Source organism: Limnoglobus roseus (assembly GCF_008254045.1).
Taxonomy (GTDB): Bacteria; Planctomycetota; Planctomycetia; order Gemmatales; family Gemmataceae; genus Limnoglobus; species Limnoglobus roseus.
Map to the genome: position 1 here is coordinate 7,491,418 of NZ_CP042425.1, position 23,719 is coordinate 7,515,136.

Sequence of the window (23,719 nt, forward strand, 5' to 3'; positions counted from 1 at the left end):
TCACTCGAAACTCGCGAAGGGGTTGTCTTCGGCCGGGGGCGGCGTTTCCCGGCCCTTGTCTCGCGGGGCAGGTTTGGCGGGACGCTTCGCGACCGGGGGCGGGACGGGCTTCTTCGCAACGGGCTTCGCGCGGGCCGGTTCTTCGGCTTCCTCATCCCCCTCTTCGGCGACCGCCTTCGATTTCCGCATCGCCATCCAAAGCACGACGCCCCCGCCGAGGACGAGCACCACGGCCGCAACGAGGGCCACGATGAGCATGGAGCTGTTGCCTTCGGCCGGCTTCGCGGGCGGGGCGACCTGACTGATTTTCTCCTCCACTTTCGCCGGGGCGGGCACCGCGGACGGCTTCGGCGGGGCCGGTATCGCGGGGTACTCCACGGACGCCGTAGTCTTCAACGACTTATTCACCTTGTCGCCGTCGCCGAGAACGTCGAGTTGCTTGACGCCGACGACGCCCTTCTGCGTCTTCCCGTTGATGGCCTTGACCTCGACCGTAACCCGCACCCGCGCCGGCAGGTCCGCCTTCGCGATGTCGCTCTCGACCTGCGTGGCGAGGCTGCGAGACGTGTACACTTCCAGGTTCAACGGCGACGCCAAGTTCAGCGTGCCGAGGTCGATGCCGGTACCGCCCGAGTACCGGGTACCCTTCACCAGCGCGTCGAACGTCAGCGTTTGGCCGACGAACTTGTCCGGGAAGCGGTTCACCGTCGCAAGCGTCGGCTTCCCGGCGGGCAAGTTGCTCTCCGGCTTCAGAGTCGTGACGGCCTTGCCCTCCTCGTCGAGGAATTCGATCGAGTCGGCCGTCAGGGTGTAACGGTGTTCGCGGCCGACCGGCTTCGCCAACTTCCCGACCACCCGCACGGGGAACTTGATCTGGATCACGACCGTGATGAGTTCGGGGATGCCGAGGTCCGCCACCTGAAGAGCCAGATCTTTCGGTAGGACGACGCGAAGTTCCGAGGGGACGTTCTCGCTGTCGGTTTCCACCATCAGTTCGAACTCGTTCTTGTCGGTCGGGTTGATGACGCACCCGCTGATGGCGTCCAGGCGGATCGTCTTGCCGACGAACGGCGCGGGGGCAGCGTTCACGATGCTGACACTCTCCGAGTTCGACGGCGTGGGGAACATCACCGGACTCCTCGGGAACGGGAGAAGGATGCCGCTCGCGAGTTTGAGCTTGCCGTCGGGCGTGCGTTGCGGGCCGTTCGGATCGGACGGGGCCGGCCGACCGAGTGCGCCCGGCCCCGTCGGCCCAACCGCAACCGCGATGGCGTTGGTGAAAATTTTGCCCTCGGCCACTTCCAGTTCCAGTTGAACGATCAGGCCCTTCTTCCCGCCGTCGGGGAGGGTGACTTCCGCAGTGCCTTGATCGTCCACGAGCTTCAGCGGCAGCTTCATCGCGTCGGGAATCGGACCGGGCGGTTCCGGCGTCTTCGGTAGCGGCTTACCCCCGGGCAGGAAGTGGGCGGTGATCGACTTCACGTTCTTGAGCGGGTCGATGATGCCCACTTCCAGTTTGGCCGGGATGTCCCCTTTCGCTTCCGCGTCCATCTTCGTGGGAAGGAGGAGCAACCGGCCCACGCGGCCGCGCATGACGGCGGCGACCTCGTGCTGCGGGATGGCGATACCGATGCCGGCCCCGCGGACGGTTTTCACCGCCACGCCGACGAGTTTACCGTCGCTAGTGACGACCGGCCCGCCGCTGTTGCCGGGGTTCAACGCGCCGTTAATCTGGACCGACGAAATGTCGGTGGCCCCCGCCTCGGTGCGAATGCTGGAGATGGTCGAACCGCCGATGCTGATTTCCGGGTTCTTGTTCCCGGCCGCCAACCCGCTGCCGAACGGGAAGCCGCAGACGAACACCGGCATGGTTTCGAAGAGCTTCGGCGGGTTGCTGATGTCGAGCGGCGTGGGCAAACCCTTGACCTTCTCAACCTTCAGAACCGCCAGGTCGCGCTCCGGATCGGCGGCGACGATCGAAGCCTTGATCTCGCGTTCCTTGGCCGTGCCGCTGTCGAACACGACCGAGACGGGAGTTGACTTCTTGGCGCTCTCCCCCGGCATTTCGTCCCCGCCGAACGAAAGATCGATGACGTGGTCGTTCGTGACGAGGTAGCCCGTCTCGCCTTCGACCTTCACCAGAAAGCCCGACCCGGTCGCGCGAACGCGGGCCGCGCCGACCTTGATGAAGACGGTCGCCGCCTTGATCCGCAGAAGTTCTTCTTCCTTCAAGGAGTTCTGCGCGAAGGCGGGCGAAACGATCCCGAACGTAACGACGGCCAAGACGAGGCGGTACATGGGAGAGCCTTCGGGATGCGATAAGATGGTCTACTCAAGAGGGTAACACAGTCGGCCCCCGACGGAAAGAGTCCATCAGGCGGCCCCGCGCGGGTGGATTCGGTTGTAGAATCACCGTATGGAACGCCTCAACAAGTATTTGGCCCACGCCGGCATCGCCTCCCGCCGCCAGTGCGATGAACTCATCGCGACCGGCCGTGTGAAGGTCGACGGCCGCATCATCCGCGACCTCGGCATCAAGATCGACCCCGACCAGCACAAGGTCAGCGTGGACGACGCGCCGGTTCGCACCGAGAAGACCGTCTACTGGGTGGTGAACAAACCCGTCGGCTACCTCTGCACCAACCACGACCCCGCCGGGCGGCCGCTCGCGAAGGACTTGATCCCCCGCATCGAGCAGCGCGTCTTCACCGTCGGCCGACTGGACGAGGCGAGCGAAGGCATGCTGTTGATGACCAACGACGGCGAACTCGCATATAAGCTGATGCACCCGAAGTTCGAAGTCGAGAAGACGTACTTGGTGCTGGTCGCCGGGCAACCAACGCAGCAAGACTTGAAGCAGTTGCTCGACGGCGTCTGGCTCAGCGACGGCAAGGTGAAGGCCAAGCGGGTCCGCCGGGTGAAGGCGCAGGGCGACAGCACGTGGCTACGGATCGTGCTGTGTGAGGGGAAGAACCGCGAAATCCGTCGGATGCTCGCCAAGCTCGAACACAAGGTGATGAAGCTCCGCCGCGTGGCCATCGGCCCGATCGACCTCGACCGTCTGCCGAAGGGCAAAGCCCGCAAGCTCAGTTTGGAAGAACTGAACTCGCTCAAGAAGACCGTGGACGACGGGCTCAAGAAGCTGGAGAAGTTGCACCGCCGCGCCACCGGCGAGGGCGACCGCCCGAAATCCTGACACGCTTCGGCCTCTCGCCCAATTCTGTGCTACCTCCTTAATTGTGGCGTCCGCTGGGCGCTAGTTGAGGGGGCGTAGCGTGATCCGGCTGGGACATCGATTCTCGATCTGTATTTCCGTTGCGGTCTTCGCACTGTCTGTTACCGCGGGCGCGTCGCCACCGTCGAAGTTCAAGGCCGTTTCTTTGAAGCAAATCGAACAACAACCGAGCAACTACCTCGGTAGCCGCATGGTTGTGGAGGCGTGGCTGCACCCGGAGTTGAAGTCATCGGGTTCGACGCCGGAGTTGAGCGTGTCTGCCGATGCAACCTCGCGGGCCACCACCCGCCTCCGATTCCTCTCGCCCAAGTCGCTCGCCGATCAAGTTCATGCGATCGACGGCATCAAGCCGGCAATGCTGACGGGAACCATCGCCGCGCCGGAATCGTCGCGGGCGGGTTACTCATTTGAAGTCGAGGAAATTACCTTCCCGAACGCGGAAGGAAGCACGACGGTGTTGAAGCCGACAGCCGTGGTCTCAACTCCGACGGAGTCGAGTACGCCTCCCCCAGCCACGGCCGAACCGAACACGGCTCCCTCGAAGGCAAAGGCCGCCGAGAGCGGCAAGAAGTCCGACAAAGTTCCGACCGTTCTGGCCGGTGGCCTCGCGTTATTCCTGGCGGCCGCACTCGTGGTGGGACTGTGGTTGATGAAGCACATGAAGGCGAGAACGCCCGTGGCACGTGCGGCGTCCCCGAAGGCCGACTGATCGTTCAGAAGAGTCGTTGTTGCGGGCGGGACACTTCGAGGAAGAGTTTCCGCTGCGGCGTACTGGTGGGATAGTCCTTCAACTCGCCGGGCGAAACCCACCGCCCTTCCGAATAGAACGGCGACCGAAATTGGCCGGATTGCCGTTGGGCTTCGGCGGCCGTCATCGTAATCGCGAAGCGGGTCACGCCGTGCTGAATCGTGAGCAACTCCCGCCCGGGCGACACGGCAACGCCGGTCAACTCTTCGGCGATTCGCCCAACCGCGTCTTCGAACAACTCTTCGGCCGGCCAATCGGCGTGGGGAAACTCCCACAGGTTGGCCCACCGTTTCGCATCCGGAGATCGGCGACAAACCAACACCTTCTCCCGGTGTCGAATCACCACCGCGATCTCGCGACAGGCCACGATCACCGGCGGCTTCTTCGGCGGGGGGATCAACGTCTGAAGGGAATCCCGGTTCGCGATGCAGGATTTGGCCCACGGGCACGAAGGGCACTTCGGCGACGTGGGCGTGCAAACCAGTGCCCCGAGTTCCATCACGGCCTGGTTGAAGTCGCCGATTCGCTTCTCGGGCAGCACCGCCGTCGCCGCTTCCCACACCCAGACTCGGCCCTCCCCCTCCCGCGGGTCGTTCCGGTAGCCGAACAAGCGGGCCAGCACGCGAAGGCTGTTCGCCTCGACGATCGGGAATTTCTGTTCGAACGCCTGCGAGAGTACCGCCCCAAGGATGTACCGGCCGACGCCCGGCAGGTCCGCCACGGCGGTTGCGTCGGCGGGAAATTTACCCCCGTGGTCGGCGATGATCCGCTTGGCCGCCGCGTGCAGGTGGCGGGCGCGGCGGTAATAACCCAGGCCCTCCCACAACTTCAAAACCTCTTGCTCGTCGGCCGCCGCCAGGTCGCGAAGGGTCGGGAAGGTTTTCAGGAATCGCTGAAAATACGGCACGACGGCTGCCACCGTGGTCTGCTGAAGCATCACCTCGCTGAGCCAGACACGGTACGGGTCGCGGTTCTCCCGCCACGGCAACGACCGCTGGTTCGCATCGAACCACGCGAGCACCTGCCGCCGGAGGGTGCCGAGGGTGCGGGGGGGCCAACCGTCGGGAAGTCTCATGGCCACGCGAGCGATCTTGCGGAAGGAAACAAAAAACTTCCGACAGCAAGCCGTCGGAAGTTTCGGGAGAGAGTGCATCGGGGTATCAGCGCGGCCGGCGCATGTACTTTTTCAGGATGTCGTTCGCCGTGTTCGAGGAGTCCTCGCGACTTGGGACGCCCTTCTTGGCCTCGGGCGCGGGTGTCTCTTCCTTCTTCGGCGTCCCATCGGCATTGACGGACTGCATTTCGAAGACGGTGCTACCTTCCGGAACGCTCGCTTCTTCGCCCATGCCAAGGAGCATCGCGGCGATGTTGTCGTCGCTTTCCGGATCGGACCCGCCCGGTCCGGGGATCGGTTGGGGCTTGGGTTTTGGCGCGGGAGAGGCGTTCGGGGACGGCGGCTTCTGCCCCGTCGCCTGTTGAAGTTTCTCGGCCGTGGGGCTGTTGGTCAGGTTGAGTGAGTCCGGCAGGGGCGTCGAGTCGGACGGCCGGGGTAGCACGATTTGCATCGTGAAATCCAGGGGGCCAACCCGCACGCGGTCCCCGGTCTTCACGAGCAACTCGGCGTTCGGTTCGAGTTGAACTTCGTTCACGAACGTGCCGTTGGTGCTGCCGTAATCCTTGAGATAGACAGCCTTGTCGCGAATCAGGATCGCACAATGCTGTTTGCTAATGGCCTGACTGGCCGGTCGCAGTTGGCACTGTGGGTCCCGCCCGATGATAAATTGCTGAGCGGCCACGGGAATCACTTTCCCCTGGTGAACGCCACTAGCGACGACAAGGCTCACTTTCATGGATAATCCTTCTTGCCATCAAATTGTACACAACGTGCGGCCGCATCTTACGGAGAATCGGGTGCGAGTAACCGATTCATCCCTACGGCAAAAATCACCTGCACCATCTGAAAAAATCGTTGCGTGGTCTTCCCTATAGAATTATTCGGGTGGGAGCACGCCCTCAAAGGGCATCTTATTTTACGAAGTCACAATTATGCAACGGAAATCTGCCGCCCGGGGTAAACTTTCCGGGTGGCGCAACTTTGTCCTCCCGTTTGTTCTCGTTTCCGGGCTGGGCTACGGATGCGGAGGGGATTCCACCCCTTCCCCCGAGGCCAAACCGCGTCAGCCTTTTGCGGAAGCCCGACTGCACTTATCCTGTGCCGACGCGACCGTGGGCCAAGAGTTGACACGCCGTGCCGGTGCGTGGGCGAAGAAGACCGGCGCGACCGTGAGTTTCGCTCCGCCGGGCACGCCGAATGCCGACATCGTGGTGATCCGCCCCACCGAATTGGGGGCGTGGGTCGCCAAGAACGATACGCGGAAGTTGCCCGACGAACTGCGGGACGCGAACAACCCGCTTCAATGGTCGCGGTACCTCATCGTCGAAACGGAACGGCTCGCAAGCTGGGCGGGTGAAGCTCAAAGCATCCCGCTCGCGGGCGAAGCGTATCTCATCGCCTACCGCGCTGACCGCCTGGCCGACCCAAAAGCGGGCCAAGACTACTCGGCCAAGTTCGGACGGCCGCTCGCCCCGCCGGCGACGTGGGAGGAGTTTGCCGACATCGCCGAGTTCTTTGCCGACCGCGGCCAGCCGAGTCTGCCGTCGCTCGCCGAGGACCCGGAGCGGGTACTCCGGGAATTCCACTTCGTGGCCGCGTGCTACGACCGACAGGCCATCGCGGGGACGACGTTCACCGCCCAGATGAAGGATGGGGCCAGCCGCGATACGCCGATCTCAAAGATGCTGGCGTTCCATCACGACATCGAAACTGGGCAGTCGCGGCTGTTGAAACCCGCGTTCGTCGAAACGGCCAAGTGGCTCCCCCGGGTCGCCCGGTGCCGGATGAAAGCCGACGGGGCGGGGAAGGCCGACCCGATTGCCGCGCTCGTTTCCGGGCCGGCCGTAATGGCGGTTGTCTCGCTGCGGGAACTCGGCCGACTGCCGAAAGACGGCGGGGCCGCCCCTCCCACCATCGGCGTGGCCGCCCTTCCCGGCACGAAGGTCTCGTTCGACGGCAAGGACGGCCAACCCCGGTCGGCCGGCGACAACGGCAAGGGCGCGAACTTTATCCCGTACTTCGGCGCGGAAGGCTGGCTCGGCATCGTCCGCAACAGTTGCCCCGACCCCGCGGCGGCCTTCGACCTCCTTTCAGAACTGTCCCGGCTGGAACGCAGTGCGGAACTCCTCAGCGACCCGACCCTCGGCTTCGGCCCCTTCCGGGCGGAACACCTGGACCAAGCCCACGAGTCGATCTGGCAGCGGTACGGGTTCGACGAGAAGCGATCTCGTCAACTCGCCGACGCCGTCCGCCGTTCCGTTGACGTGGGGTTGGCCAACCCCGTGATTGCGGCTCGCGGCCCCGACCAAGCGGACCAAATGGCAATCCTGGCCCGCGAGCTGGCCCCCGTCGCGGCCGGCACCCGTTCGCCCGAAGAAGCCCTCGCGGCGGCCGACGCGGCCTGGCGGAAGGCGGACAGCACGCGACCGCCCGAGGCACTCAAGGCGGAGCGCCGCCAGAGTGCAGGCCTTCGATAGACTGTCGGATACGGTTTCCGTCGCGGAGAGAATGCCCATGCGTGTCGTCCTCCCCTTACTCGGCCTCCTCGCGTTGGCCGGGGTCAGTTCGGCGGCGGCACCGCCGAACGTCGTCATCTTCTTCGCCGACGACCTCGGCTACTCCGATGTCGGCTGTTTCGGGGCGACGAAGTGGAAGACACCGCACCTCGACCGGTTGGCGAAGGAGGGCATTCGCTTCACCGACTTCTACGTCTCGCAGCCGGTCTGCTCGGCGTCGCGGTGCAGTTTGATGACTGGATGCTATTCGAACCGGCTCGGCATCCACGGCGCCCTCCCCCCGAACGCGAAGCACGGCATCAGCGACCGGGAGGTCACACTCGCGCAGATGTTCAAATCGAAGGGGTACACGACCGGCATGGTCGGCAAGTGGCACCTCGGTCACCACCCGCAGTTCCTGCCGACGCGGCACGGCTTCGATTCCTACCTCGGCTTGCCGTACTCGAACGACATGTGGCCACACCACCCGGAGGCGAAGAAAGGAACGTACCCTCCACTCACGTTGTTCGACGGCGAAAAGGTCGTCGACCACGATGTCACGGCCGAGACGCAAGCCACGCTGACGGCCCGCTACCGGGACCGGGCGGTGCAGTTCGTTCGCGAGAACAAGGCGCGGCCGTTCTTCCTCTACTTCGCGCACACCTTCCCGCATGTGCCGTTGTTCGTCGGCGAGAAGTTCCGCGGCTCGTCGGGTGCCGGCGGCGTCTACGGCGACGTGATTCAGGAGTTCGATTCCGCCATCGGCGACGTCCTCGCGGAATTGAAGACCGCCGGCATCGAGGACAACACGCTCGTGATCTTCACCAGCGACAACGGCCCCTGGCTGAGTTACGGCAACCACGCCGGCACGAAGGGCAATCTTCGCGAGGGCAAGGGGAGCGTCTGGGAGGGTGGCCTTCGCGAGCCGTTCATCGCCCGGTGGCCTGGCAAGATTCCGGCAGGGAGCGTGCAGACCGAACCGGCCATGACCATTGACCTGTGGCCGACCCTGGCAAAATTCGCGGGTGCGGACCTGCCCCCCTCCCCCATCGACGGCAAGGACATCGGCGACCTACTGACGGCCAAGCCCGGCGCGAAGTGCCTTCACGAGGCGTACGTCTTCTACTACAACCAGAACGAACTCCAGGCCGTCCGCAGCGGCAAGTGGAAGCTCATCCTCCCCCACAGTTGTCGCATGATCGAAGACCGGCAGCCCGGCATGGACGGCAAGCCGGCGGGCTACAAACAGGTGAAACTCGACACGATGCTCTTCGACCTCGAAGCCGACGTCGGCGAAACGAAGAACGTCGCCGCTGACCACCCGGCCGTTTTGCAGGCGATGCTCGCCCACGCCGAGCAGGCACGGGCGGACCTAGGCGACGCCCTGACAAAGCGAAAGGGAACCGGCACCCGCGAACCGGGTCGCCTGGCCGACCCGCCCATGCGGTAGATCTTGCGAACCTCTTTTTACCCTCTCCCACTCTGTAAACGGACGGCAGACGTTGCGCGTGCCGGACGGTACAATCGGAGCACGGGACCGTAGCTCAACGGTCAGAGCAGGGGGACTCATAATCGCTTGGTGAAAAAAAACCGAGGCCCTTGTTTTGTAGGGAGTTGCGACGAGACGAGACAGCCGACATACCACAAATCACCGTCTGAGCGATTCCAGGGTCGCCGACGACGTTGACCGTGCGGTAGAATGACGTCCTTCGGGGCCTTAGCTCAACGGTCAGAGCAGGCGACTCATAATCGCTTGGTTCCGGGTTCGAATCCCGGAGGCCCCACTGCCACTTCCCGGAACGAGCACTGCTTATGACACCGGTGGTTCGTCCGGTTTCGGTAACTCTTTCCGCCGCACGTTCGGAACCGGCATGTCCGCGATCGCGTCCTCCAACTGGCTGGTCGGGTTGATGTAAGACTTCTGGGTCGTCTGGTAGCTCTTGTGCCGCATGAGCCGCTGGAGCACTTCGGGCTTAAGAGCTAGCGGACAAAACCCGTCCGGATCATGACGAGGGTCGCTGCCATCTGGACCCACGCCGGGTAGCTCCGACTACATCGGTCGAGCCGCCGCGCCACCCGGCCGAACGGGGACAGGAACGCATGCCCTCGCTCGACGCCGGAGCGGATGCGGCCGACGCCCGGCCGGCGGGGTCGGCCCTGCCACGGGGCCACGAGGCGGAAGCCGGCTCGCCGCGCCCGCTCCCGGCTCGGCCCGTTGCCGTACCCGCCGTCGCCCCGCACCCGCGGCCGGTCCCGCGGGTCGGGGTCCGGGTTCGGCCGGTCGGCCGGCGGCGGGTGGATGACCATGGCGTCGAGTACGTCCCGCGTCTGCACCCCGTCGTTGGCGTTCGCCCCGGTCACGACGGCCCCGAGGACGACCCCGTGCCGGTCGGTGGCGATGTGGGCGGCGGTCCCGCACTTGCCACGATCGACGGGGCTGCGGCCGGTGGCGGCGCCCCCTTTTTTGACGGCTTCTTCGAGCCGTCGATGAGGATCTGGTCCCCGTTGACGCCCCGCAGGGCCTCGTACCGCTCGGCCGACCGCCGCCACGCCTCCCGGAAGGCGTCGGCGGTCAACCAGACCTCCCGCCGGCGGCGGATGGTCTTGCCCGACGGGAAGCACGGCGGCACGTACTCCCACCCGATGCCCGTGACGAGGGCGTACAGCAGACCGTGGAGGCACGCATGGTTGCTGGCCGGCGGCCGCCCCTCGCCCTTCCACACGACCGGCGGCAGCACCGGCTCGAAGGCCGCCCACACCTCGTCGGGTCGGCGGCGGGCAATCGACTGTAACCGCATGGCGGTGCCCCCAAGCGACACCGCCGTTGTAGGGTTTTGTCCGCTAGCTCTAAGCGATGGGGAGGTCGACGTCAACGGTGGCGTACCCGTCCTCGTTCTTGAGTGACGCGAACTGGCCGACCTTCGGGGTGGCCACGACACCGCCGGTGGCCGACACGGTCGGGGTTAGGGTGCCGTTCGACGTGAGGTAGGCGACGTCGTCCACGGCCGGGGTGCCGGTCACCTTGTTCGTGGTCACGCGTCCCTTCTTCAGCAAGGTGCAGCGCTCGCCCTTGTTCATCTCGCCGTTGTGCCGGTTGCGGTAGTATCGCGTCTCGTCGAGTTCCATCACGTTGTGCAGCAGCAGGCCGGCCACCTTGTACCCCGACGGGTTGGCCAGGAGGTCCGCCCGGCCGGCGGTGCCACCAAGGGCTGAGCCGGAGCCGCTGATTTTGTGGACCAGCACAACCCCACGCTCGGCGACCGAATCGCACGTGAGCGTGTGATGTCGGTCTCGATGATGTCTCGCTCGCTCTTCAACGCCACGGCTGGCTCCTAAGAATCTGGGTCAAAAATTAGGCGTCCACGTCCTCGTAGCCGAAGTAGGCAGCGACGGCGGTCCGAAGGTCGTGGACACGCGTATCGTCTCCGGCCGTCGAAAGGGTCGGAACCGCATCCAGGACGGCCCCGCTCAAGTCGACGTCGGTCGCCGACTGCTCGCCCGCATCGTCGGTCTCCACGGACGCCGTGGTGGACGGAGCGCGTGCCGACTTCGGCGGGAGCGGGGCCGGCGTGCCCTTCGGGGGGAGCGGAACCGGCGTCGACTTCGGCGGGACGGAGGTGAGCTTGCTCTTGGCAATGGCTTTGGCGGCCAACTCAACCTGCCAGGCGAACTGCTCGCCGGTCGATGTTACGAAGGCGGCCACGAACTCGGCCGCGCCGGCCGGGCTGAGGCCCAGCCGGGTCTCCGCCAGCTTGAGGCGGAGCCGGTCGGGTTGCGATGATGCGGTCATGCGACACCAGTCTTTCAGTTGGTAAGCGTCTGTTACGTGATGGGCCTTAGTCGCCGAGAACGGCTCGGCGTCGGTGAGGATGACGGACTCGGGGTTGGCCGGCTTGCGGACCAGGCCCTTGCCCGAGAACACGATGTTGCGGAGGAGGCGGCCGACCTTCGCGCCCTGGTACTCGCCGGTCCCGCCGTACGCGCGGAGGTGCTTGGTCAAGAAGGCGGTCTGCTCGTTCCGGGCGACGACCCGCGTCGTCCCGTCCCGGGCCCGCATCGAGTAGTCGAAGCCCGCGAACAGGCACTCCATCGACACGAACCACTCGCCCTTGGCGATTTCCGCCAGGATGGTGTCCATGCGCTCCTACTGATTCGGATCTAACCAAAGCTATTGATTCCTCTTTGGGAACGGCAGTTGTGATCGCTCCCACAATGCCCGCAGTAGCTTCGGGTTGAACTTCAGCTCGATCAGCCGATCGACCACCTCGTCGTCAAGGTGATCGGTGTCGTCGGGCACGAAGTTGGCCAGCTCGCCGTACTTGAGCCACGACCACACGGCCTCCACCGGGTTCAGCTCCGGGGCCCACGGCGGCAACATCTCCAACCGCAGCCGCCGGTTCCGGGCGAGGAAGTCCCGCACCACCGGGCCGCGGTGGTTGCCCCCCCGGTCCCACACGACCACCACGTTCCCCCGCAGGTGCTTCAGTACGCCGCGGAGGAACCCGACCACCTTGCCGGCCGTGAAGAATCCGCCCGGCTCGGTGGCGAAGTAGAACCCGAGCCGCCGGCCGGTCGGCGAGACGGTGACCGCCCCGATGGCCGACACCTCGTCCCGGTGGCCGCCGTCGGAGGCCAAGACGGGCGTCTTCCCGACCTTCGCCCACGACCGCCTCACCAGCGGGTTGAGGAACAACCCGGTCTCGTCGATCAGGACGAGGTGCGCCCGGGTTTCGGCCGCTTTTTTTCGATCCGCGGCCAATCGGTCTTCACCCACCCGTCGATGGCCGGTTGGTTTTTCTGTTTCGCCCGCCGCCGCGGCTTCTGCGGGCTGAGCCCGCGGCCCCGCATCCACGCCCGCAGGTAGTCGGGGTGGAAGTTCACGCCGAGCTTGCGGCGGATGAGGTCGGCCACCCGCCGGGACGTCCACCGGTCGGTCCGGAACCCGTGGGCCGTCGGCTTCTGGTCGAGCCACCGAAGCACCCGCCGCTCCTGGGCGGGGGACAGGAAGCGGGGCCGGCCGGGCGTCGGCTTCGCGGCCAGCCCGGCATCGCCGGCCGCCCGGTGGCGGGCCATCCACTTGGCGACCGTGACCGGGTGGACGCCCAGGAAGGCGGCCACCTCGACCTGCGTCCAACCTTCGCCGCACCTGGCGGCCGCCAGCCGGCGGCGGGCTTCCAACTCTTGGGCAGTTCCTTTGCTCCTCATCCCGAAAGCGTAGCGACCGAGGGCCTCACGGAATAGCGTTGCTTAACTCCGAATCAGTAGAGCTCGGGCTTCTCCCAGTACTTGTAGAGCACCCCGCCCGTCGCCAGGTGAAACTTCACGGGCAGGGCGTCGGCGGCCGTGTCCTCGGCCACGGCCTGGCTCTCGTCGTCCATCACCCAGTTGGAGATGATGTGGCCGATGATGTGGGCGCAGTCGTGCTCGTAGTTGAACGGCTTGTGGGACGGCGTGTGCCGGGCGACCCACACTTCGAGCGGGTCGAACACGTCGTCGTTCCGGTTCCACCCGGTCGTCGCGAGAATCGTCTGCAGGAAGTGCAGGTCGAAGTCGCCGAGGTGGGCGCGGGCCAGGCCCTGGGAAGACCGCAGTCGGGCCACCGCCAGGTCGCGGGCCGCCCGGACGGCCGGGCCGGGGTTCCAGCCCTGGACGGGCGCGGCGTGAGCAAGGGAGGCAGACGCCCGGACGATGTCCGCGACCCCGGCGTCCACTTCCGCCTTGTAGACGGGCACTTCAAACATTGCTCTCGGGTTCCCTCTCCCTACTCACGTGGCGGCGTTAGTGGGCGGCGAAGAATTGCGCGATGTCGGCCTCGGTCTTTGTTCGTGCCTCGGCCAGGACAAACTCGGGGAACCGCACCGACTGGCGTTCCACGCCGACCAGAGGCCGCCCCTCCACGCTCTCGGCGGCGACCAGGCGGGTCATGCCGTCCGGCTCGGACTCCGTGCGGGAGCTCAGGGAGCACCCGAACTCGCTGTCGCTGCCGCGGGTGAGGAACACTTCGGTCAGGTCGTGGAGTACCTTGCCGTCAATCGAACCCGTCAGGGCTTTGTCCTTCGTGTCGAATCGGACCAAAATCGTCGCCATCGTTTCTCCTGGAATGGTGGGGATTAAAGGTAGCTGGCCCGCGCGCGGGCTCCCGGGCTCGTCGCGTCCGGCCGGCTCCACACGATGCCCCGTCCGTCGTAGGCCAGTTTCATCAGTCGGCAGAAGTCGTCCAACGAGCGGGTGAACTCACGACACTCGGCCGGACCCATGTTGTGGGCCGGGTCGAACGTCCCCTGAAATCCACGTATGGCGAGGAGTCGGCCGAGGAGGTTGAACTCTTCCTGCGTGAAACGAATGTCGGAATCGTTGGGGTGTGGGACGCGCGGATTCGCCGTAATCCACGCCTCCTCACGAGATAACTTCTTGCTCTCGGGAGTGTTCTTCGGCACAGGTTGCTGTTCGACGCGGAAGCTGTCCATCATCTGGTCGGTCACCGGCTGGCGGTGGTACATCGGCTTGTCCTCGTGTTGGCGGATGAAATTCTCGACGACCTCGCTCTGCCACAGAATCTTGCGGCCGAACGACACGGCCGGCAGTTTGCCCGACGCGCGCAATCGGTCGACGGAGTTCCGGCAAACCTTCAGGCGGGTCGCGACTTCGGCCTTCGTCATTAACACGCGGTGGTCCTCGGGAGGGTCGTTCGCCATCAAGTACACCGAATCCGAGGACTCATCGCGGATTCAGCGAGTTTTGAGGTGATTTCGACCGTTTTCAAAGGGTTTCGTCAACGACCGGCCCGTCCAGTATCTCCCGCACTGCGGCCTGTACGGCGTCCCGCTGGGGCTTCGGGACGGGCGCCCCCTCCCGCAACTTCAGGAAAGCCCCCTGCAACTCGACCGGCAGGCGCTGGCGAATCCGCGCCACCAACTCGTCGGTCTCGACGGCGGCCTGCCCCGCGTCCGTGACGCGGACGGACCCCTCCCGGTCACCCGACACCCGCGTGATGTCCAGTCGCCGGGAGAGGCAAGCCTTGGCCTCGTTCCGTTTCAGCCACGCGGCGTACGGCGGGCAGAACTGGTTCGGTCCGCCGCACGGGTTGCCGGTGTGGCAGGCCTTGCACGGGGCGTCAGTTCGGCGGAACTTGTTCCGCTTGAGATTGATGAAGCGGTTCTTGACGTGCCGGTACAGGAAGTTTTCGAGCGGCCGGGCCAGGTCGTACTTCTCGCGGCCGAGGGCCAAGAGGGCGAACACCCGCCCCTCCTGCTTAATGTCGTCCACGTCGAAGTGGCCGAACGCGAAGGACTCGGCGAGGATGCCGATCACCTTTTCGATGGCCGCGAGGACTTCGGCCTTGGTCTTACCGGGTGGCACCCACGATGGCTATGTTGAACAGGTCATGGCATCAACGGTCCGTGAAGGAGGGGAAAGAATCTCAACGCCGGTCGTGTCCGCATTAAACCTTAACGCCCGCGTCGGGCATCTGTTCCTTGAAGACCTGGCCCAACGACTTCCGGACCTGGGCCGTGACCATGCTTTTGATTTCGGGCGAGAGCTTGCTCAGCACCTCGGCCCCGTTGAACGTGACCGTCACATGGTGCTGGAACTGGCCCGTGAGCGTCCGGGGCATCGCGCTCAGGGCGGTCGCCAGGGCCGTCGCGTTCCCCGCGAACACGTTGAACGCTTGGGCCATCTGCTGGCCAGCCGTGGTGAACCCGGCCACCGGCTGGGCGAACCCGGCCAACGCCGTCGATGGCTGGTTGAACGCCCCGACCGCCTCCGGGCTGACACGGGGGCCGGGCCGGCCGACGACGGGAGCGCCCTACCGTCCGCCATGTACGCCGCCCCGCCGACCAGGCCGACCCGGTTGAACCGCTGGAGCGGGCCGACGCCAATCGCCCCGGTCGCCGAGCGGTTCAGGACGAACTCGCCGGGCGTGAGCAGGGCGGGGACGTGTCGCCGTTCCCGACGCTGGGGACAACGCCGCCCGCGGCGAACTTCTTCGACCGCCCCTGCAACAGGTCCGGGTTGTTCGTCCGGCGGAGGAACCGCTGGAAGTCGTCGTCCTGTTGGAACGCCGCCTCCGTGGACTCGTCTCGCATCGCCGCAATTCGGGCGGCCACGCTCTTCTGGCCTTCGTTCCCGGGCCGGGAGGTCGACCCCGGTAGTAAGCTCCGGCGGGCCAGACTGCCGACCGCCGCCTCGGTGTACGCCGCCCCGACGGACGCGGTGATGAAGTCGCTCGCCCCGGACCGAATCTTCTTCCGGTTGGCGACGTAGTCGAAGGCGTCGTTCTTCCGCTTCAACAACCCCGCCGCGCCGTGCGGGTCGGCCTTCGCCAGGAAGAGGGCGTCGGGGTCGACGTTCCCGCCCTTGGCCAGGTGGGCCGCCCCGCCGTTGATTTGCCGGAGCAGAGGGAGATTGACCTGGGCCGCCCGCGTTCACGACGAAGTCGCCCGGGGTCAGCCACGCCGTGACCGTGTCGCTCCCCATCGACCCGCCCGGGTGCCCAATCGACCCGCCCATGGCCTTCCGCACGACGTTCGGGTCGCCTGCCGCCGGAGGGTTCAGGTTCGCCGGCGGGTTCGCCGCCTGGGCCGCGGCCCGGAGGGCGGCGACTTCCTTCTGGAGGCGGTTGAACTCCTCCGTCACCTTCGCGATGCTGCCCTGAAGGAACTCCAACTTCTCGCCGCCGCTGAAAGTCTCCAACGCCGTCAGGAAGTCAACCGCCCCCTTGCCGCTCACCACGTCGGCGACCTTACCGCCGTCGATGCCTTGATGCCGCCGAGCTGGTCCCGGGCCGTGTCCCGGATGGTCTTGTTGCTGGAGTGCTGCTCCGAAAACTGCTGCTCGCGGATGGCCTTCTGCAGGATGCCCGGAGCGCCTCGGCCGCCTCGGCCTCGCCGGCGGCGTCCTGGTTCAGCCGGGCGTGGAAGAGTTTGTTGGTTTCCGGTCCGGGCGTGTCGTAAATCTCGCCGCACCGCTTGGTCACGTCCACCGCCTGCTTCTGATTCAAACCGAGCCCGGCTAGGCGGGTCTGGATGTCGTCGAACTTGGGCGAGCTCTGGTGGGGCTGGTTGGCGAAGAACTCGCTGGCGTTGACCGTGGCCAACTGCTTCCGGGCGCCGGCGTAACTGACCGACGCCGCGTCCCGGTCGCCCGCCGCGCGGATGGCCTCCAGGGCGGGCCGCTTGTCCTGCAAGGCCTTGACCTGGTCGGAGTTCACCACGCCGACGCCGGCCAGCACGGTCTGCTGGGCGGCAAGCCCCTTCAACTTCTGGAGTTGGCCCCCGACCTGCCCGAGCTGGTTCTACTTGTCCCCGATTTTCTGTTGGGCGAAGAACCCGCCGAGGCGGTTGAAGAACTCGTTCTGCTGCTGGGCCTGGGCCTTGAAGTAGTCGGCCGTCGTCTTCTCCTGGAACTTGATGAGCCCCTGGACCGCCGTCTCGGCCGTCTTGAACCGGTCGGCAATCACGTCCTGGAGCCGCTTCTCCTCGGCGTCCTGGCCCGGGTTCAGCTTGAACGCCCCGCCGAAGCTGTTCGACAACATCTTCTTCAGGAGGTCGTCCGCCCGCGGCGCCCCGTTGAACCCGGTCAGGGTCGCACCGCCGGCCGTCCGGAGTGCGTCGACGATGGCCCGGCGGTCGTCGACGCCGAAGTTGTCGAGGTTCCTCTGGTTGTTAGCCTGGTTAGCAAGGATGAACCCGCGGTTGAGGCGGTTCAGGTCGTCCGGCGAGCTCGTGGCCACCCGCTCGGCCAGGCCCAGGCGGCCCTCCTTCTCCTGCTCAATCCGGGACAGCTTCTCTGGTTGCCGCGGCCGGCCCGCTGGGCGGAGATTTCGAGGCCGGTCCAGAACCGGGTCGTCTGCAGGGCCGCGAGCTGGTCGTACTGCTCGCAGATGGCGGCGAGCGGCGGCCCGGGCGGTTGCTCGGCGATCGGGCGTACGGCTCGGCGGCCCATCGGCAGTTGCTTCGGTGGTCCGACATCGAGCCGGTGCTGGCGAGGCGGGGTACCGGCCACGGCAGCGGCCTCGGGACACAACGGTACGTGGTCGAGCAGGCGCTCGCGGCGATCCACCAGAACCGCCGGCTCAAGGTCCGGTACGACAAGCGGGCGGACATCCACCAGGCGTTCCCCACCCTCGCCTGTATCAAGGTCTGCTGCAACCGCATCCTCAACGACTGACGGTACTGTTAGAGCTTCTTACTCCGAGGAGTGCAAACCATCCGGGCCAACTTTTTCGCCGGCGATGCCCGTGCCGGAGACGGGGTGCGACTCGCGGTTAAGAATCTGGACGACGACGGGAAAGCTGATCTCGCGACCAGTTCTGCCAGTCGCGTCAGTCGGTACTTGGGCAGTCGCATCGGTTCGACCGACACACCTGCCCCGGACTCGACGCTCGAGACGGGGGCTGCGGATAGCGTGTTCGTGGGATGAACACGCCGTCACACAGACGGCGGGCCCAGCCCTTAGGCCTAATTCGCGCGGCAAGAATCGGAAGCGTGTTCAAGTATTTTCCGCAAGGCAACCACGGCTCATGGCTCTGCAAGGAACCGCGCGACCCAGGGACCTCCCCGACAATTCGGTCTGATGGCCGCTCGGGCTACGTGGCCCGTAGGATGACCCGCGTCCCGGTTCCGTTTGCCGGAACTTGACGATCGATTGGCGATCGCGGCCGCCGATTCCCTTCTGCGTGACCCCGCCCCCGCGAGCCGACCCATGAGCAGCACCGCCCCGCCCGAACCGCCCGACGACGGCGACCCGCCGGACGACCGCCCAGGGCCGAACCCCGACGACGCCGACGGCAACCGTCGCGGCCGGCCGACGAATCTGACCGCCGAACTCGCCGAGGCGTTCGTCCAACTCATCCTCCACGGCCAGTTCCGGTCGATCGCCTGCGCGACCCTTAACGTCAGCCCTCGGACGTTCCTCAACTGGATGCGGTCGGGCCGGAAGTACCGGGCGAGCGTGTACGGCTACTTCCCCCGGCCGTCGTCTTTGCCGAAGCCGAGACGGAGACCAAGGCCGTCGTTGAGGTCCTCGAGGCCGGTCGCTCCGCCGACCCGAAGCACCTCGTCTGGTGACTCGAGCGGAAGTTCCCCCATCGGTGGGGCCGGGACCTCGGCGACCTCGACGATGTGAAGAAGCGGCTCAAGGAACGGGAGGAGTTGATCGGCGAGGCGAAGGACCTGGCCGGCGGGGTCGAGAAGCCGGCAGCGAGTAGGGCGTGCGGTGCGCCCGCACCCCGGAACAAGCTTTTCTTCATTTCTTTCGCCCGGAACGGCACTTCCGGCATCGATTCGCCGAAATGCCCCGCTCACGACCCAGCCGCTCCCGGACCGGCCGCCTGGTGGTGCGCCACTTGCTGGGCGGCGATCGCGGCGGCCGCCTGCTGGAGGAACGTCTGCGACGTCTGGCCGCGGACGGAGACGAGGGACGTCGGCGTGCCCCCGCCGTACCCGGCCATCCGGTTGTTCCACAGCACCCGGCCGGTCAGCGGGTCGAGGCAGTACAGATACCCGTTCGTCGAGACGATGAGCTGATCGCCGTCGAGCAGCAGGGTCACGTACCCGGACTTCATCTCGTCGCACGACCAGACGATGGCCCCGGTGTCCCGGTCCAGGGCCACGGCGTACCCGTTCAGGCCGACGAAAATCAGTTGGTCGAGGTGGCGCACGGCGGAAGCCCTCGGGGTTGGTGACGATGGGTTATTCGAACGGACCGGCAGTGCATTTCGCCCCGGTGAGTGTCGGCGACGGGCGGCGAAGTCCAACCGGATCGGCACGATTCGGAGCCAGGGTGTGAGGGCGGTATTGCCGTCGAGGCGAGGGTAGATGGTGGTGTCAGGAGAGCGGGGAAGTTGCCGATCGTCAAGAGAACTGTTCGGCGTGCTCGACCGCGGCCTTGAATCGAGAAATCTCGGCATCGGAGTAGCCAAGCCGTCGCAACATCAAGGCTTCTCGGGGCTCCGCCCCGGTCGTCGAGTAGAACCGGGCGAGCAACTTCTCGACGCCGCCCGTTGACCCCGCGGCGTTGTGCAGGGCGTAGGCGGCGTCCACATAGGCGGTCGGGTATGCGGCCTTGCCGTCCGTCAGAGTTTTGTCGTGGCAGGGGATGTCGTACCCGGCGTGGACCGGGTCAGCTGCCCCACCCCCGTGCGATTGATGAACGGCCCCGCGGAGAGCTTCCACCTCGACGAGCAGGTCGATGACGATTCGGGACAAGACGTCGATCTTGGCCACTGCGTCGCCCGCACCGTACAGGGCCATCGCGAGGTCACGGACGCTGTGTTGCTTCATAAACACCCTTTCCTCTGCCCCTCACCCTACCCGCCCCCTGTTGCCGGGTCAACGGGCAGGGAATGGGAACGCCGACGCTACAGACCGAGGGCACGCCATCCTGCCTCCCCGTGAATCATCAACCAGCCCGCGTACATGACGACCGACGAGAGGGTGAACCACAACGCGGCGTTCAAAACAATCCACCCGACGCCCCGCCATCCGCGGGAATAAACGACGTACATCGGCACCACAATTCCGGCCGCGAGGAAGAACCACGGTCGCGAGAGGAGTGGAATCGGTTGCCTCCGACGCCGGGCGTCCACGATCCCCCACCACCCCAGGCACACGGCGAACAGGAGGGGGCCGACGAGGTCGAACGCCGACGGGTCCGACGGCCGGATACTTCGGACGCCGAGGCCGACGGCGAGGGCGTAAAAGGCGATCAGAAACCAACGGGTGTGCCGGAACTTTGGTGGCGCGGTTGGCTGGTGGAGGGCAGCGGAGCGGTCAACCGGGACGACTGGGGCCATCGCTCACCGTCGGGAAGGGGAAGCCACGCCGACACGGCAGATGCTAGCCATACGATTCGGACTCGTCAACAATTCTCACCCGACCAGCGAACGCCGCTCGATCCTCACTTCCGCCACAATTCACGCAGCGGGTCGGTGCGTTCGTCCGGCCGTCGATCCTCCCGCCGCCGATCGGACGCCGCCCGCATAAGCGCGAGGCGGACGCGGGCTTGCTGGCGGGCCGACTCGACCCGTGATCACCGTTCGGGGTCGTTCTGTCGTTCTGCGTCCGTGGTGCCGTTCATGGTGCGGTCTCTGCTGCGATGCGGCCGCGTCGGAATTTGGGACCTCCTACAACAAGCTGTCGCTGACGAGCAGCGTCCGCTCGCACTTCCGCTTCCTCTGGCGGATGGGGCGCCGGCCGGAGGCGCGTTGACCATCTGCCCACTCCGAAACTGCACCGGCGGAGTTGGTTCTTGCAGATGCGACCGCGGGGCCGTACGCTGGGGCAACGCTGCCAACGAAGAGGGGAATCCCGACTCCCAATATACCGCCTCCGTAGATTGAGGCACACAACCGTTCGCAGATGGAGGGAGGTGCAGTTTGTTCGAGCGGCTTCGGAATTGGCTCGGGGCCAAACCTCCACGGCCCGGTGGCCAATTCCAACAAGGGCACGGGATGTTTTTGGTCGATGACTCGCTTCTTGACTTCATCGTGTGGCTGGAACTGACCCTTCATCTCGAAGATTGTTTTGGTATGAGGATCCCCGACGACGACGTGTACGAGTGGCGATCGATGGCCGATATCGTCACCACCGGATGCCGGCGGTCGACCGAGGGTAACGTGGCCGTACCGTCCCCGGATGATGTGTGGGGGCAGGTTGTTGGGTGGGTATCGCAGGAATTCGGAGTGGTGGCGTCGGATCTCACCCCCGCAACCCTTATCAATGAACTCAATCTGAAACGTCGGAATGCCTACGTCCCTCCGAACGGGGGTGAAAAAGATGGCGGATTGTCACGTGGCGATTCTTGATGCCCAGGCCAGGCCGAATGTGGTGTGGTTCTTGAAGACGCCGTAGCAGATCAGGACGAGGTTCTAGATGCCTGGGCCAAACGGTTCGAGCTGACGGCCACCAAGGCCAGTGACGTGGCCGCGATCGCGGAGTCGAAGGAGAAGCCGGCGGATCGCCGATTTTAGGTGATTGAGAAGTGAGGGCTCGCCGGTGACGCCGCCCGCCCACAAGGTCGCAGCCCGCGCCCGGGTCGGATTGGTTGCCGGGCGCGGGCGACGGCTTGTTCGCACGGCACTCCTCCGTGGCGGAAGGAGGGGAACGACGGACCGAGTCGTTCCGAGTGGCCGCCGGCGTCACGGCTTGAGTGCGTCGTTCAGCACTTTCGCGAGGCGAACGCCGCCCTTCCGGAGTTGAGACCCGGCGACCTTCGCGTTGGCCTTCACGTAGTCGCTACCCAGGTTCACCGTCCCCGTCGTCGCGAGGAACTCCCCGTTCGGCGTCACCCGATACGCCGAGGTGCGGGCGAGCTCGTACGACTCCAGCATCCAGTCCTTAGTCGTCTTACCCTGCCACTCCGCCACATCGGCGTCGGTGATCGCTTCGTTCATCTGGTTCGCGGCCTTGATCGCGTCGAAGCTGGCCATGTTCTCGCGGACCAAATTGTCGTCCCAGACCGAGTGGAGGTTCAGGTGGTTCCCCGACTGGCCGAGGTAGTGAACCTTGACGTCGTTCCCGCCCCGGTCGTTCCGCGTCGCGCAGTGCAACGGCTGTGACATGTCGCCGACGAAATGGACCAGGAACACCAACGCCTCCTGCCGCTTCTTCTTGGGCTGTGTTTTATCGGCCAGCACCTTCTGGAACCCTTCAATCTGTTCGAGGACGCACTGCCCGTCCTTGCAGTGCTTCTGAGGATCGTAGGCGACCGGGCCGTCCGGGCTGATAGGGATGTCCACGAAGTGCCACGGGCCGGATTGGGCATACTGCGGAAAGTGGGAGTTGTGGCGGACGAAATCGGCGAAGCTCGCGAGTCTCGTGTCGGAAATGTGATTCGAGTCGGACAAGCCGGCGTCCGGTAGAAGAGCGGCCAATTCCGCCTTCGCGTCGGCCGACAGGTGGAGTTCGGCAATGCGGGCGACGATCTGGTGCCCGTCCGGCCCCCACGCCCGGGCGGGGGTCGTGAGGGAGGCCGTGCCGAGTACGACGGTGAGGAAGAGCCATCCAGCTTTCATCGACCTTGCCGTGGGAGAGTGCCGCGTGCGGGATCTCGTCCGCGCAAATGACGCCGTCATGAACTGCTCCTTCGATGGGTGAACTTTCGTTCGCAGGCGGCGGATGGGTTACGAGCAATGATGGCCGGAATGCGGCTCGCCGACATGACCTAAATAGGCCACGCAAGGCAATGGCTGGGTTGTTCACGGGTGAGGTAAGAATAACGTCTGGCCAAGTACGTGCCGCTAACCCAGCAGGACGAGATCGGTTGCGACGACTGGCTGACATACGCGCCGAGTTACACCGAACGGGTTGCCTCCCTCCACAACCCGTACCAGAACCACTCCGGAAAGCGGCTGAGCACCCCGACCTCTGCCCAGAGTGTGCCGAGGAATTCCGCAGTCTGCTTGCGGCGCTGAAGGGAAATGCTGGTTAAACACAAGCGCCCCGGTGAACTTTTCGGCGTTTCTCCCAGGGCGGTGTCGATTCCCTGCCGGCCTGTTCGACTGGATGGTAGAAGACCAGCCACGACACGGAGACTGGAATCATAATGAGAAAGATCAGGATATTCGCGCACGTCTCGCTGGATGGTATCATCTCAACCGGAAACGAAGACTCCACGTATGGCGATTGGACGGCACGTTACCGCTCCCCAACGGGGGCAGCAGCTCTGATCGAGACACAGGGCAAAGGCTACGATCTTCTCCTCGGACGAGTACCTACGATCTCTGGTCCAGCTACTGGCCGAAGATAAAGGGCAGTCCATTCGCCGAGAGCATCAACGCCGCCACGAAGTACGTCGCCACCTACAGGCCGGAGAGCCTCGAATGGGGACCAATCGGAAATCTCGGCTCAGATGCCCTGGAAGGCGTCCGCACCCTGAAGTCGAGCGATGGCCCTGACCTGCTCGTCTGGGGAAGCACGGTCCTGACCGCCACACTGTTCGAGCAGGGGTTGGTGGACGGGGTCACTCTGGTCACCTATCCGGTCCTGATCGGTCAGGGCAAACGCTTCTTCTCGGAAACCGCCGCCCGCGAACTCGCCTTCATCAGCACCAAGACCTCGCCCACGGGCGCTCTACTCAATACGTACCGACACGTCGGGCCGCTGCGAATGCTGAAGTAAGGATGC

30 protein-coding genes and 1 tRNA gene are annotated in these 23,719 nt (G+C 65.4%); 9 read left to right on the plus strand and 22 right to left on the minus strand.

Annotated features, from left to right (window positions below; all coding sequences use genetic code 11):
* Nucleotides 1–2,298 carry a S1C family serine protease gene (locus PX52LOC_RS32175; RefSeq protein WP_149113923.1) on the minus strand — a complete coding sequence of 766 codons (2,298 nt, stop codon included), beginning with the start codon at nucleotides 2,296–2,298 and terminating at the stop codon, nucleotides 1–3.
* Between the two features lie 118 nt (nucleotides 2,299–2,416).
* Here PX52LOC_RS32175 and PX52LOC_RS32180 point away from each other — a divergent pair, with 118 nt between their 5' ends.
* Nucleotides 2,417–3,196 carry a pseudouridine synthase gene (locus PX52LOC_RS32180; protein WP_149113924.1) on the plus strand — a complete coding sequence of 260 codons (780 nt, stop codon included), beginning with the start codon at nucleotides 2,417–2,419 and terminating at the stop codon, nucleotides 3,194–3,196.
* A 184-nt stretch (nucleotides 3,197–3,380) separates the two neighbouring features.
* Nucleotides 3,381–3,944: a hypothetical protein gene (locus PX52LOC_RS32185; protein WP_149113925.1), complete on the plus strand. Its 564-nt coding sequence runs from the start codon at nucleotides 3,381–3,383 to the stop codon at nucleotides 3,942–3,944.
* Between the two features lie 4 nt (nucleotides 3,945–3,948).
* Here PX52LOC_RS32185 and mutY read toward each other — a convergent pair whose 3' ends face one another.
* Nucleotides 3,949–5,058: an A/G-specific adenine glycosylase gene (mutY, locus tag PX52LOC_RS32190; RefSeq protein WP_246173808.1), complete on the minus strand. Its 1,110-nt coding sequence runs from the start codon at nucleotides 5,056–5,058 to the stop codon at nucleotides 3,949–3,951.
* Nucleotides 5,059–5,143: 85 nt separating this feature from the next.
* Nucleotides 5,144–5,833: an FHA domain-containing protein gene (locus PX52LOC_RS32195; protein ID WP_149113927.1), complete on the minus strand. Its 690-nt coding sequence runs from the start codon at nucleotides 5,831–5,833 to the stop codon at nucleotides 5,144–5,146.
* 196 nt (nucleotides 5,834–6,029) lie between these two features.
* On the opposite strand from PX52LOC_RS32195, the gene PX52LOC_RS32200 reads away from it, so the two are divergent.
* From PX52LOC_RS32200 to PX52LOC_RS32210, 3 genes are all read left to right on the plus strand, one after another.
* The gene (locus PX52LOC_RS32200; protein WP_149113928.1) at nucleotides 6,030–7,574 is read left to right on the plus strand and encodes an extracellular solute-binding protein; all 1,545 of its coding nucleotides are present in this window, start codon (nucleotides 6,030–6,032) and stop codon (nucleotides 7,572–7,574) included.
* A 37-nt stretch (nucleotides 7,575–7,611) separates the two neighbouring features.
* Nucleotides 7,612–9,042, plus strand: a complete 1,431-nt coding sequence (locus tag PX52LOC_RS32205) for a sulfatase family protein (RefSeq protein WP_149113929.1) — start codon at nucleotides 7,612–7,614, stop codon at nucleotides 9,040–9,042.
* Nucleotides 9,043–9,303: 261 nt separating this feature from the next.
* Nucleotides 9,304–9,376, plus strand: a tRNA-Ile gene (locus PX52LOC_RS32210).
* 26 nt (nucleotides 9,377–9,402) lie between these two features.
* Here PX52LOC_RS32210 and PX52LOC_RS41245 read toward each other — a convergent pair.
* From PX52LOC_RS41245 to PX52LOC_RS32280, 15 genes are all read right to left on the minus strand, one after another.
* Nucleotides 9,403–9,558 (minus strand): hypothetical protein, encoded by a 156-nt coding sequence (locus PX52LOC_RS41245; protein ID WP_168219343.1) that lies wholly within the window; start codon nucleotides 9,556–9,558, stop codon nucleotides 9,403–9,405.
* Between the two features lie 14 nt (nucleotides 9,559–9,572).
* Nucleotides 9,573–9,992, minus strand: a complete 420-nt coding sequence (locus PX52LOC_RS41250; RefSeq protein WP_246173809.1) for a transposase — start codon at nucleotides 9,990–9,992, stop codon at nucleotides 9,573–9,575.
* Entirely contained in the window at nucleotides 9,950–10,390 is a 441-nt protein-coding gene (locus PX52LOC_RS32220; RefSeq protein WP_149113931.1) for a transposase, read from the minus strand. Before PX52LOC_RS32220 ends, PX52LOC_RS41250 begins: the two co-directional genes overlap by 43 nt.
* Nucleotides 10,391–10,439: 49 nt before the next feature.
* Nucleotides 10,440–10,835: a hypothetical protein gene (locus PX52LOC_RS32225; protein WP_149113932.1), complete on the minus strand. Its 396-nt coding sequence runs from the start codon at nucleotides 10,833–10,835 to the stop codon at nucleotides 10,440–10,442.
* A gap of 109 nt (nucleotides 10,836–10,944) precedes the next feature.
* Complete coding sequence (locus tag PX52LOC_RS32230) at nucleotides 10,945–11,730, minus strand: hypothetical protein (RefSeq protein ID WP_149113933.1); 786 nt, start codon at nucleotides 11,728–11,730, stop codon at nucleotides 10,945–10,947.
* Between the two features lie 30 nt (nucleotides 11,731–11,760).
* Nucleotides 11,761–12,351, minus strand: coding sequence for a transposase (locus PX52LOC_RS32235; RefSeq protein WP_168219344.1), 591 nt, complete (start codon nucleotides 12,349–12,351; stop codon nucleotides 11,761–11,763).
* Entirely contained in the window at nucleotides 12,300–12,797 is a 498-nt protein-coding gene (locus PX52LOC_RS32240) for an IS630 family transposase (RefSeq protein ID WP_149113935.1), read from the minus strand. The genes PX52LOC_RS32235 and PX52LOC_RS32240 overlap by 52 nt, the downstream gene beginning before the upstream one ends.
* A gap of 53 nt (nucleotides 12,798–12,850) precedes the next feature.
* A complete protein-coding gene (locus PX52LOC_RS41255; RefSeq protein WP_168219345.1) occupies nucleotides 12,851–13,333 on the minus strand; it encodes a hypothetical protein in 483 nt (160 codons plus the stop codon).
* Between the two features lie 37 nt (nucleotides 13,334–13,370).
* Nucleotides 13,371–13,679 carry a hypothetical protein gene (locus PX52LOC_RS32250; RefSeq protein WP_149113936.1) on the minus strand — a complete coding sequence of 103 codons (309 nt, stop codon included), beginning with the start codon at nucleotides 13,677–13,679 and terminating at the stop codon, nucleotides 13,371–13,373.
* A 23-nt stretch (nucleotides 13,680–13,702) separates the two neighbouring features.
* Complete coding sequence (locus PX52LOC_RS32255; RefSeq protein WP_149113937.1) at nucleotides 13,703–14,287, minus strand: helix-turn-helix domain-containing protein; 585 nt, start codon at nucleotides 14,285–14,287, stop codon at nucleotides 13,703–13,705.
* Between the two features lie 64 nt (nucleotides 14,288–14,351).
* Nucleotides 14,352–14,951, minus strand: coding sequence for a sigma-70 RNA polymerase sigma factor region 4 domain-containing protein (locus tag PX52LOC_RS32260; RefSeq protein ID WP_149113938.1), 600 nt, complete (start codon nucleotides 14,949–14,951; stop codon nucleotides 14,352–14,354).
* Nucleotides 14,952–15,033: 82 nt separating this feature from the next.
* Nucleotides 15,034–15,321: a hypothetical protein gene (locus tag PX52LOC_RS32265; RefSeq protein WP_149113939.1), complete on the minus strand. Its 288-nt coding sequence runs from the start codon at nucleotides 15,319–15,321 to the stop codon at nucleotides 15,034–15,036.
* Nucleotides 15,322–15,493: 172 nt separating this feature from the next.
* The gene (locus PX52LOC_RS32270) at nucleotides 15,494–15,883 is read right to left on the minus strand and encodes a hypothetical protein (RefSeq protein WP_149113940.1); all 390 of its coding nucleotides are present in this window, start codon (nucleotides 15,881–15,883) and stop codon (nucleotides 15,494–15,496) included.
* A 452-nt stretch (nucleotides 15,884–16,335) separates the two neighbouring features.
* On the minus strand, nucleotides 16,336–16,851 hold the full coding sequence (locus PX52LOC_RS32275; RefSeq protein WP_149113941.1) for a hypothetical protein: 516 nt from the start codon (nucleotides 16,849–16,851) through the stop codon (nucleotides 16,336–16,338).
* A 36-nt stretch (nucleotides 16,852–16,887) separates the two neighbouring features.
* Nucleotides 16,888–17,325, minus strand: a complete 438-nt coding sequence (locus PX52LOC_RS32280; RefSeq protein ID WP_149113942.1) for a hypothetical protein — start codon at nucleotides 17,323–17,325, stop codon at nucleotides 16,888–16,890.
* Nucleotides 17,326–17,543: 218 nt separating this feature from the next.
* On the opposite strand from PX52LOC_RS32280, the gene PX52LOC_RS32285 reads away from it, so the two are divergent.
* The gene (locus PX52LOC_RS32285) at nucleotides 17,544–17,762 is read left to right on the plus strand and encodes a hypothetical protein (protein ID WP_149113943.1); all 219 of its coding nucleotides are present in this window, start codon (nucleotides 17,544–17,546) and stop codon (nucleotides 17,760–17,762) included.
* Between the two features lie 534 nt (nucleotides 17,763–18,296).
* Entirely contained in the window at nucleotides 18,297–18,719 is a 423-nt protein-coding gene (locus tag PX52LOC_RS32290; protein WP_149113944.1) for a hypothetical protein, read from the plus strand.
* A 175-nt stretch (nucleotides 18,720–18,894) separates the two neighbouring features.
* Here PX52LOC_RS32290 and PX52LOC_RS41260 read toward each other — a convergent pair whose 3' ends face one another.
* From PX52LOC_RS41260 to PX52LOC_RS32305, 3 genes are all read right to left on the minus strand, one after another.
* Nucleotides 18,895–19,254: an outer membrane protein assembly factor BamB family protein gene (locus PX52LOC_RS41260; protein ID WP_168219346.1), complete on the minus strand. Its 360-nt coding sequence runs from the start codon at nucleotides 19,252–19,254 to the stop codon at nucleotides 18,895–18,897.
* A gap of 193 nt (nucleotides 19,255–19,447) precedes the next feature.
* The gene (locus PX52LOC_RS32300) at nucleotides 19,448–19,876 is read right to left on the minus strand and encodes a hypothetical protein (RefSeq protein ID WP_149113946.1); all 429 of its coding nucleotides are present in this window, start codon (nucleotides 19,874–19,876) and stop codon (nucleotides 19,448–19,450) included.
* A gap of 77 nt (nucleotides 19,877–19,953) precedes the next feature.
* Nucleotides 19,954–20,388: a hypothetical protein gene (locus tag PX52LOC_RS32305; protein ID WP_149113947.1), complete on the minus strand. Its 435-nt coding sequence runs from the start codon at nucleotides 20,386–20,388 to the stop codon at nucleotides 19,954–19,956.
* Nucleotides 20,389–21,045: 657 nt separating this feature from the next.
* Between PX52LOC_RS32305 and PX52LOC_RS32310 the strand changes: the two genes are divergently transcribed.
* Nucleotides 21,046–21,399 (plus strand): acyl carrier protein, encoded by a 354-nt coding sequence (locus PX52LOC_RS32310; protein WP_149113948.1) that lies wholly within the window; start codon nucleotides 21,046–21,048, stop codon nucleotides 21,397–21,399.
* A gap of 333 nt (nucleotides 21,400–21,732) precedes the next feature.
* On the opposite strand, the gene PX52LOC_RS32315 is transcribed toward PX52LOC_RS32310, so the two are convergent.
* The gene (locus PX52LOC_RS32315; RefSeq protein ID WP_168219347.1) at nucleotides 21,733–22,608 is read right to left on the minus strand and encodes a S1/P1 nuclease; all 876 of its coding nucleotides are present in this window, start codon (nucleotides 22,606–22,608) and stop codon (nucleotides 21,733–21,735) included.
* 430 nt (nucleotides 22,609–23,038) lie between these two features.
* Here PX52LOC_RS32315 and PX52LOC_RS32325 point away from each other — a divergent pair, with 430 nt between their 5' ends.
* Entirely contained in the window at nucleotides 23,039–23,713 is a 675-nt protein-coding gene (locus tag PX52LOC_RS32325; protein ID WP_218575197.1) for a dihydrofolate reductase family protein, read from the plus strand.
* The last annotated feature ends 6 nt before the right edge of the window (nucleotides 23,714–23,719 follow it).

Bases quoted from the DNA above. Each gene is read 5' to 3' on its own strand.
- mutY (WP_246173808.1), bottom strand. From the start codon at position 5,058: ATGAGACTTCCCGACGGTTGGCCCCCCCGCACCCTCGGCACCCTCCGG.
- PX52LOC_RS32175 (WP_149113923.1), bottom strand. From the start codon at position 2,298: ATGTACCGCCTCGTCTTGGCCGTCGTTACGTTCGGGATCGTTTCGCCC.
- PX52LOC_RS32195 (WP_149113927.1), bottom strand. From the start codon at position 5,833: ATGAAAGTGAGCCTTGTCGTCGCTAGTGGCGTTCACCAGGGGAAAGTG.
- PX52LOC_RS32255 (WP_149113937.1), bottom strand. From the start codon at position 14,287: ATGGCGAACGACCCTCCCGAGGACCACCGCGTGTTAATGACGAAGGCC.
- PX52LOC_RS41255 (WP_168219345.1), bottom strand. From the start codon at position 13,333: ATGTTTGAAGTGCCCGTCTACAAGGCGGAAGTGGACGCCGGGGTCGCG.
- PX52LOC_RS32205 (WP_149113929.1), top strand. From the start codon at position 7,612: ATGCGTGTCGTCCTCCCCTTACTCGGCCTCCTCGCGTTGGCCGGGGTC.
- PX52LOC_RS32305 (WP_149113947.1), bottom strand. From the start codon at position 20,388: ATGGCCCCAGTCGTCCCGGTTGACCGCTCCGCTGCCCTCCACCAGCCA.
- PX52LOC_RS32315 (WP_168219347.1), bottom strand. From the start codon at position 22,608: ATGAAAGCTGGATGGCTCTTCCTCACCGTCGTACTCGGCACGGCCTCC.
- PX52LOC_RS32250 (WP_149113936.1), bottom strand. From the start codon at position 13,679: ATGGCGACGATTTTGGTCCGATTCGACACGAAGGACAAAGCCCTGACG.
- PX52LOC_RS32310 (WP_149113948.1), top strand. From the start codon at position 21,046: ATGTTTTTGGTCGATGACTCGCTTCTTGACTTCATCGTGTGGCTGGAA.
- PX52LOC_RS32300 (WP_149113946.1), bottom strand. From the start codon at position 19,876: ATGAAGCAACACAGCGTCCGTGACCTCGCGATGGCCCTGTACGGTGCG.
- PX52LOC_RS32180 (WP_149113924.1), top strand. From the start codon at position 2,417: ATGGAACGCCTCAACAAGTATTTGGCCCACGCCGGCATCGCCTCCCGC.
- PX52LOC_RS32290 (WP_149113944.1), top strand. From the start codon at position 18,297: ATGAGCAGCACCGCCCCGCCCGAACCGCCCGACGACGGCGACCCGCCG.
- PX52LOC_RS32200 (WP_149113928.1), top strand. From the start codon at position 6,030: ATGCAACGGAAATCTGCCGCCCGGGGTAAACTTTCCGGGTGGCGCAAC.
- PX52LOC_RS32240 (WP_149113935.1), bottom strand. From the start codon at position 12,797: ATGAGGAGCAAAGGAACTGCCCAAGAGTTGGAAGCCCGCCGCCGGCTG.
- PX52LOC_RS32220 (WP_149113931.1), bottom strand. From the start codon at position 10,390: ATGCGGTTACAGTCGATTGCCCGCCGCCGACCCGACGAGGTGTGGGCG.
- PX52LOC_RS32230 (WP_149113933.1), bottom strand. From the start codon at position 11,730: ATGGACACCATCCTGGCGGAAATCGCCAAGGGCGAGTGGTTCGTGTCG.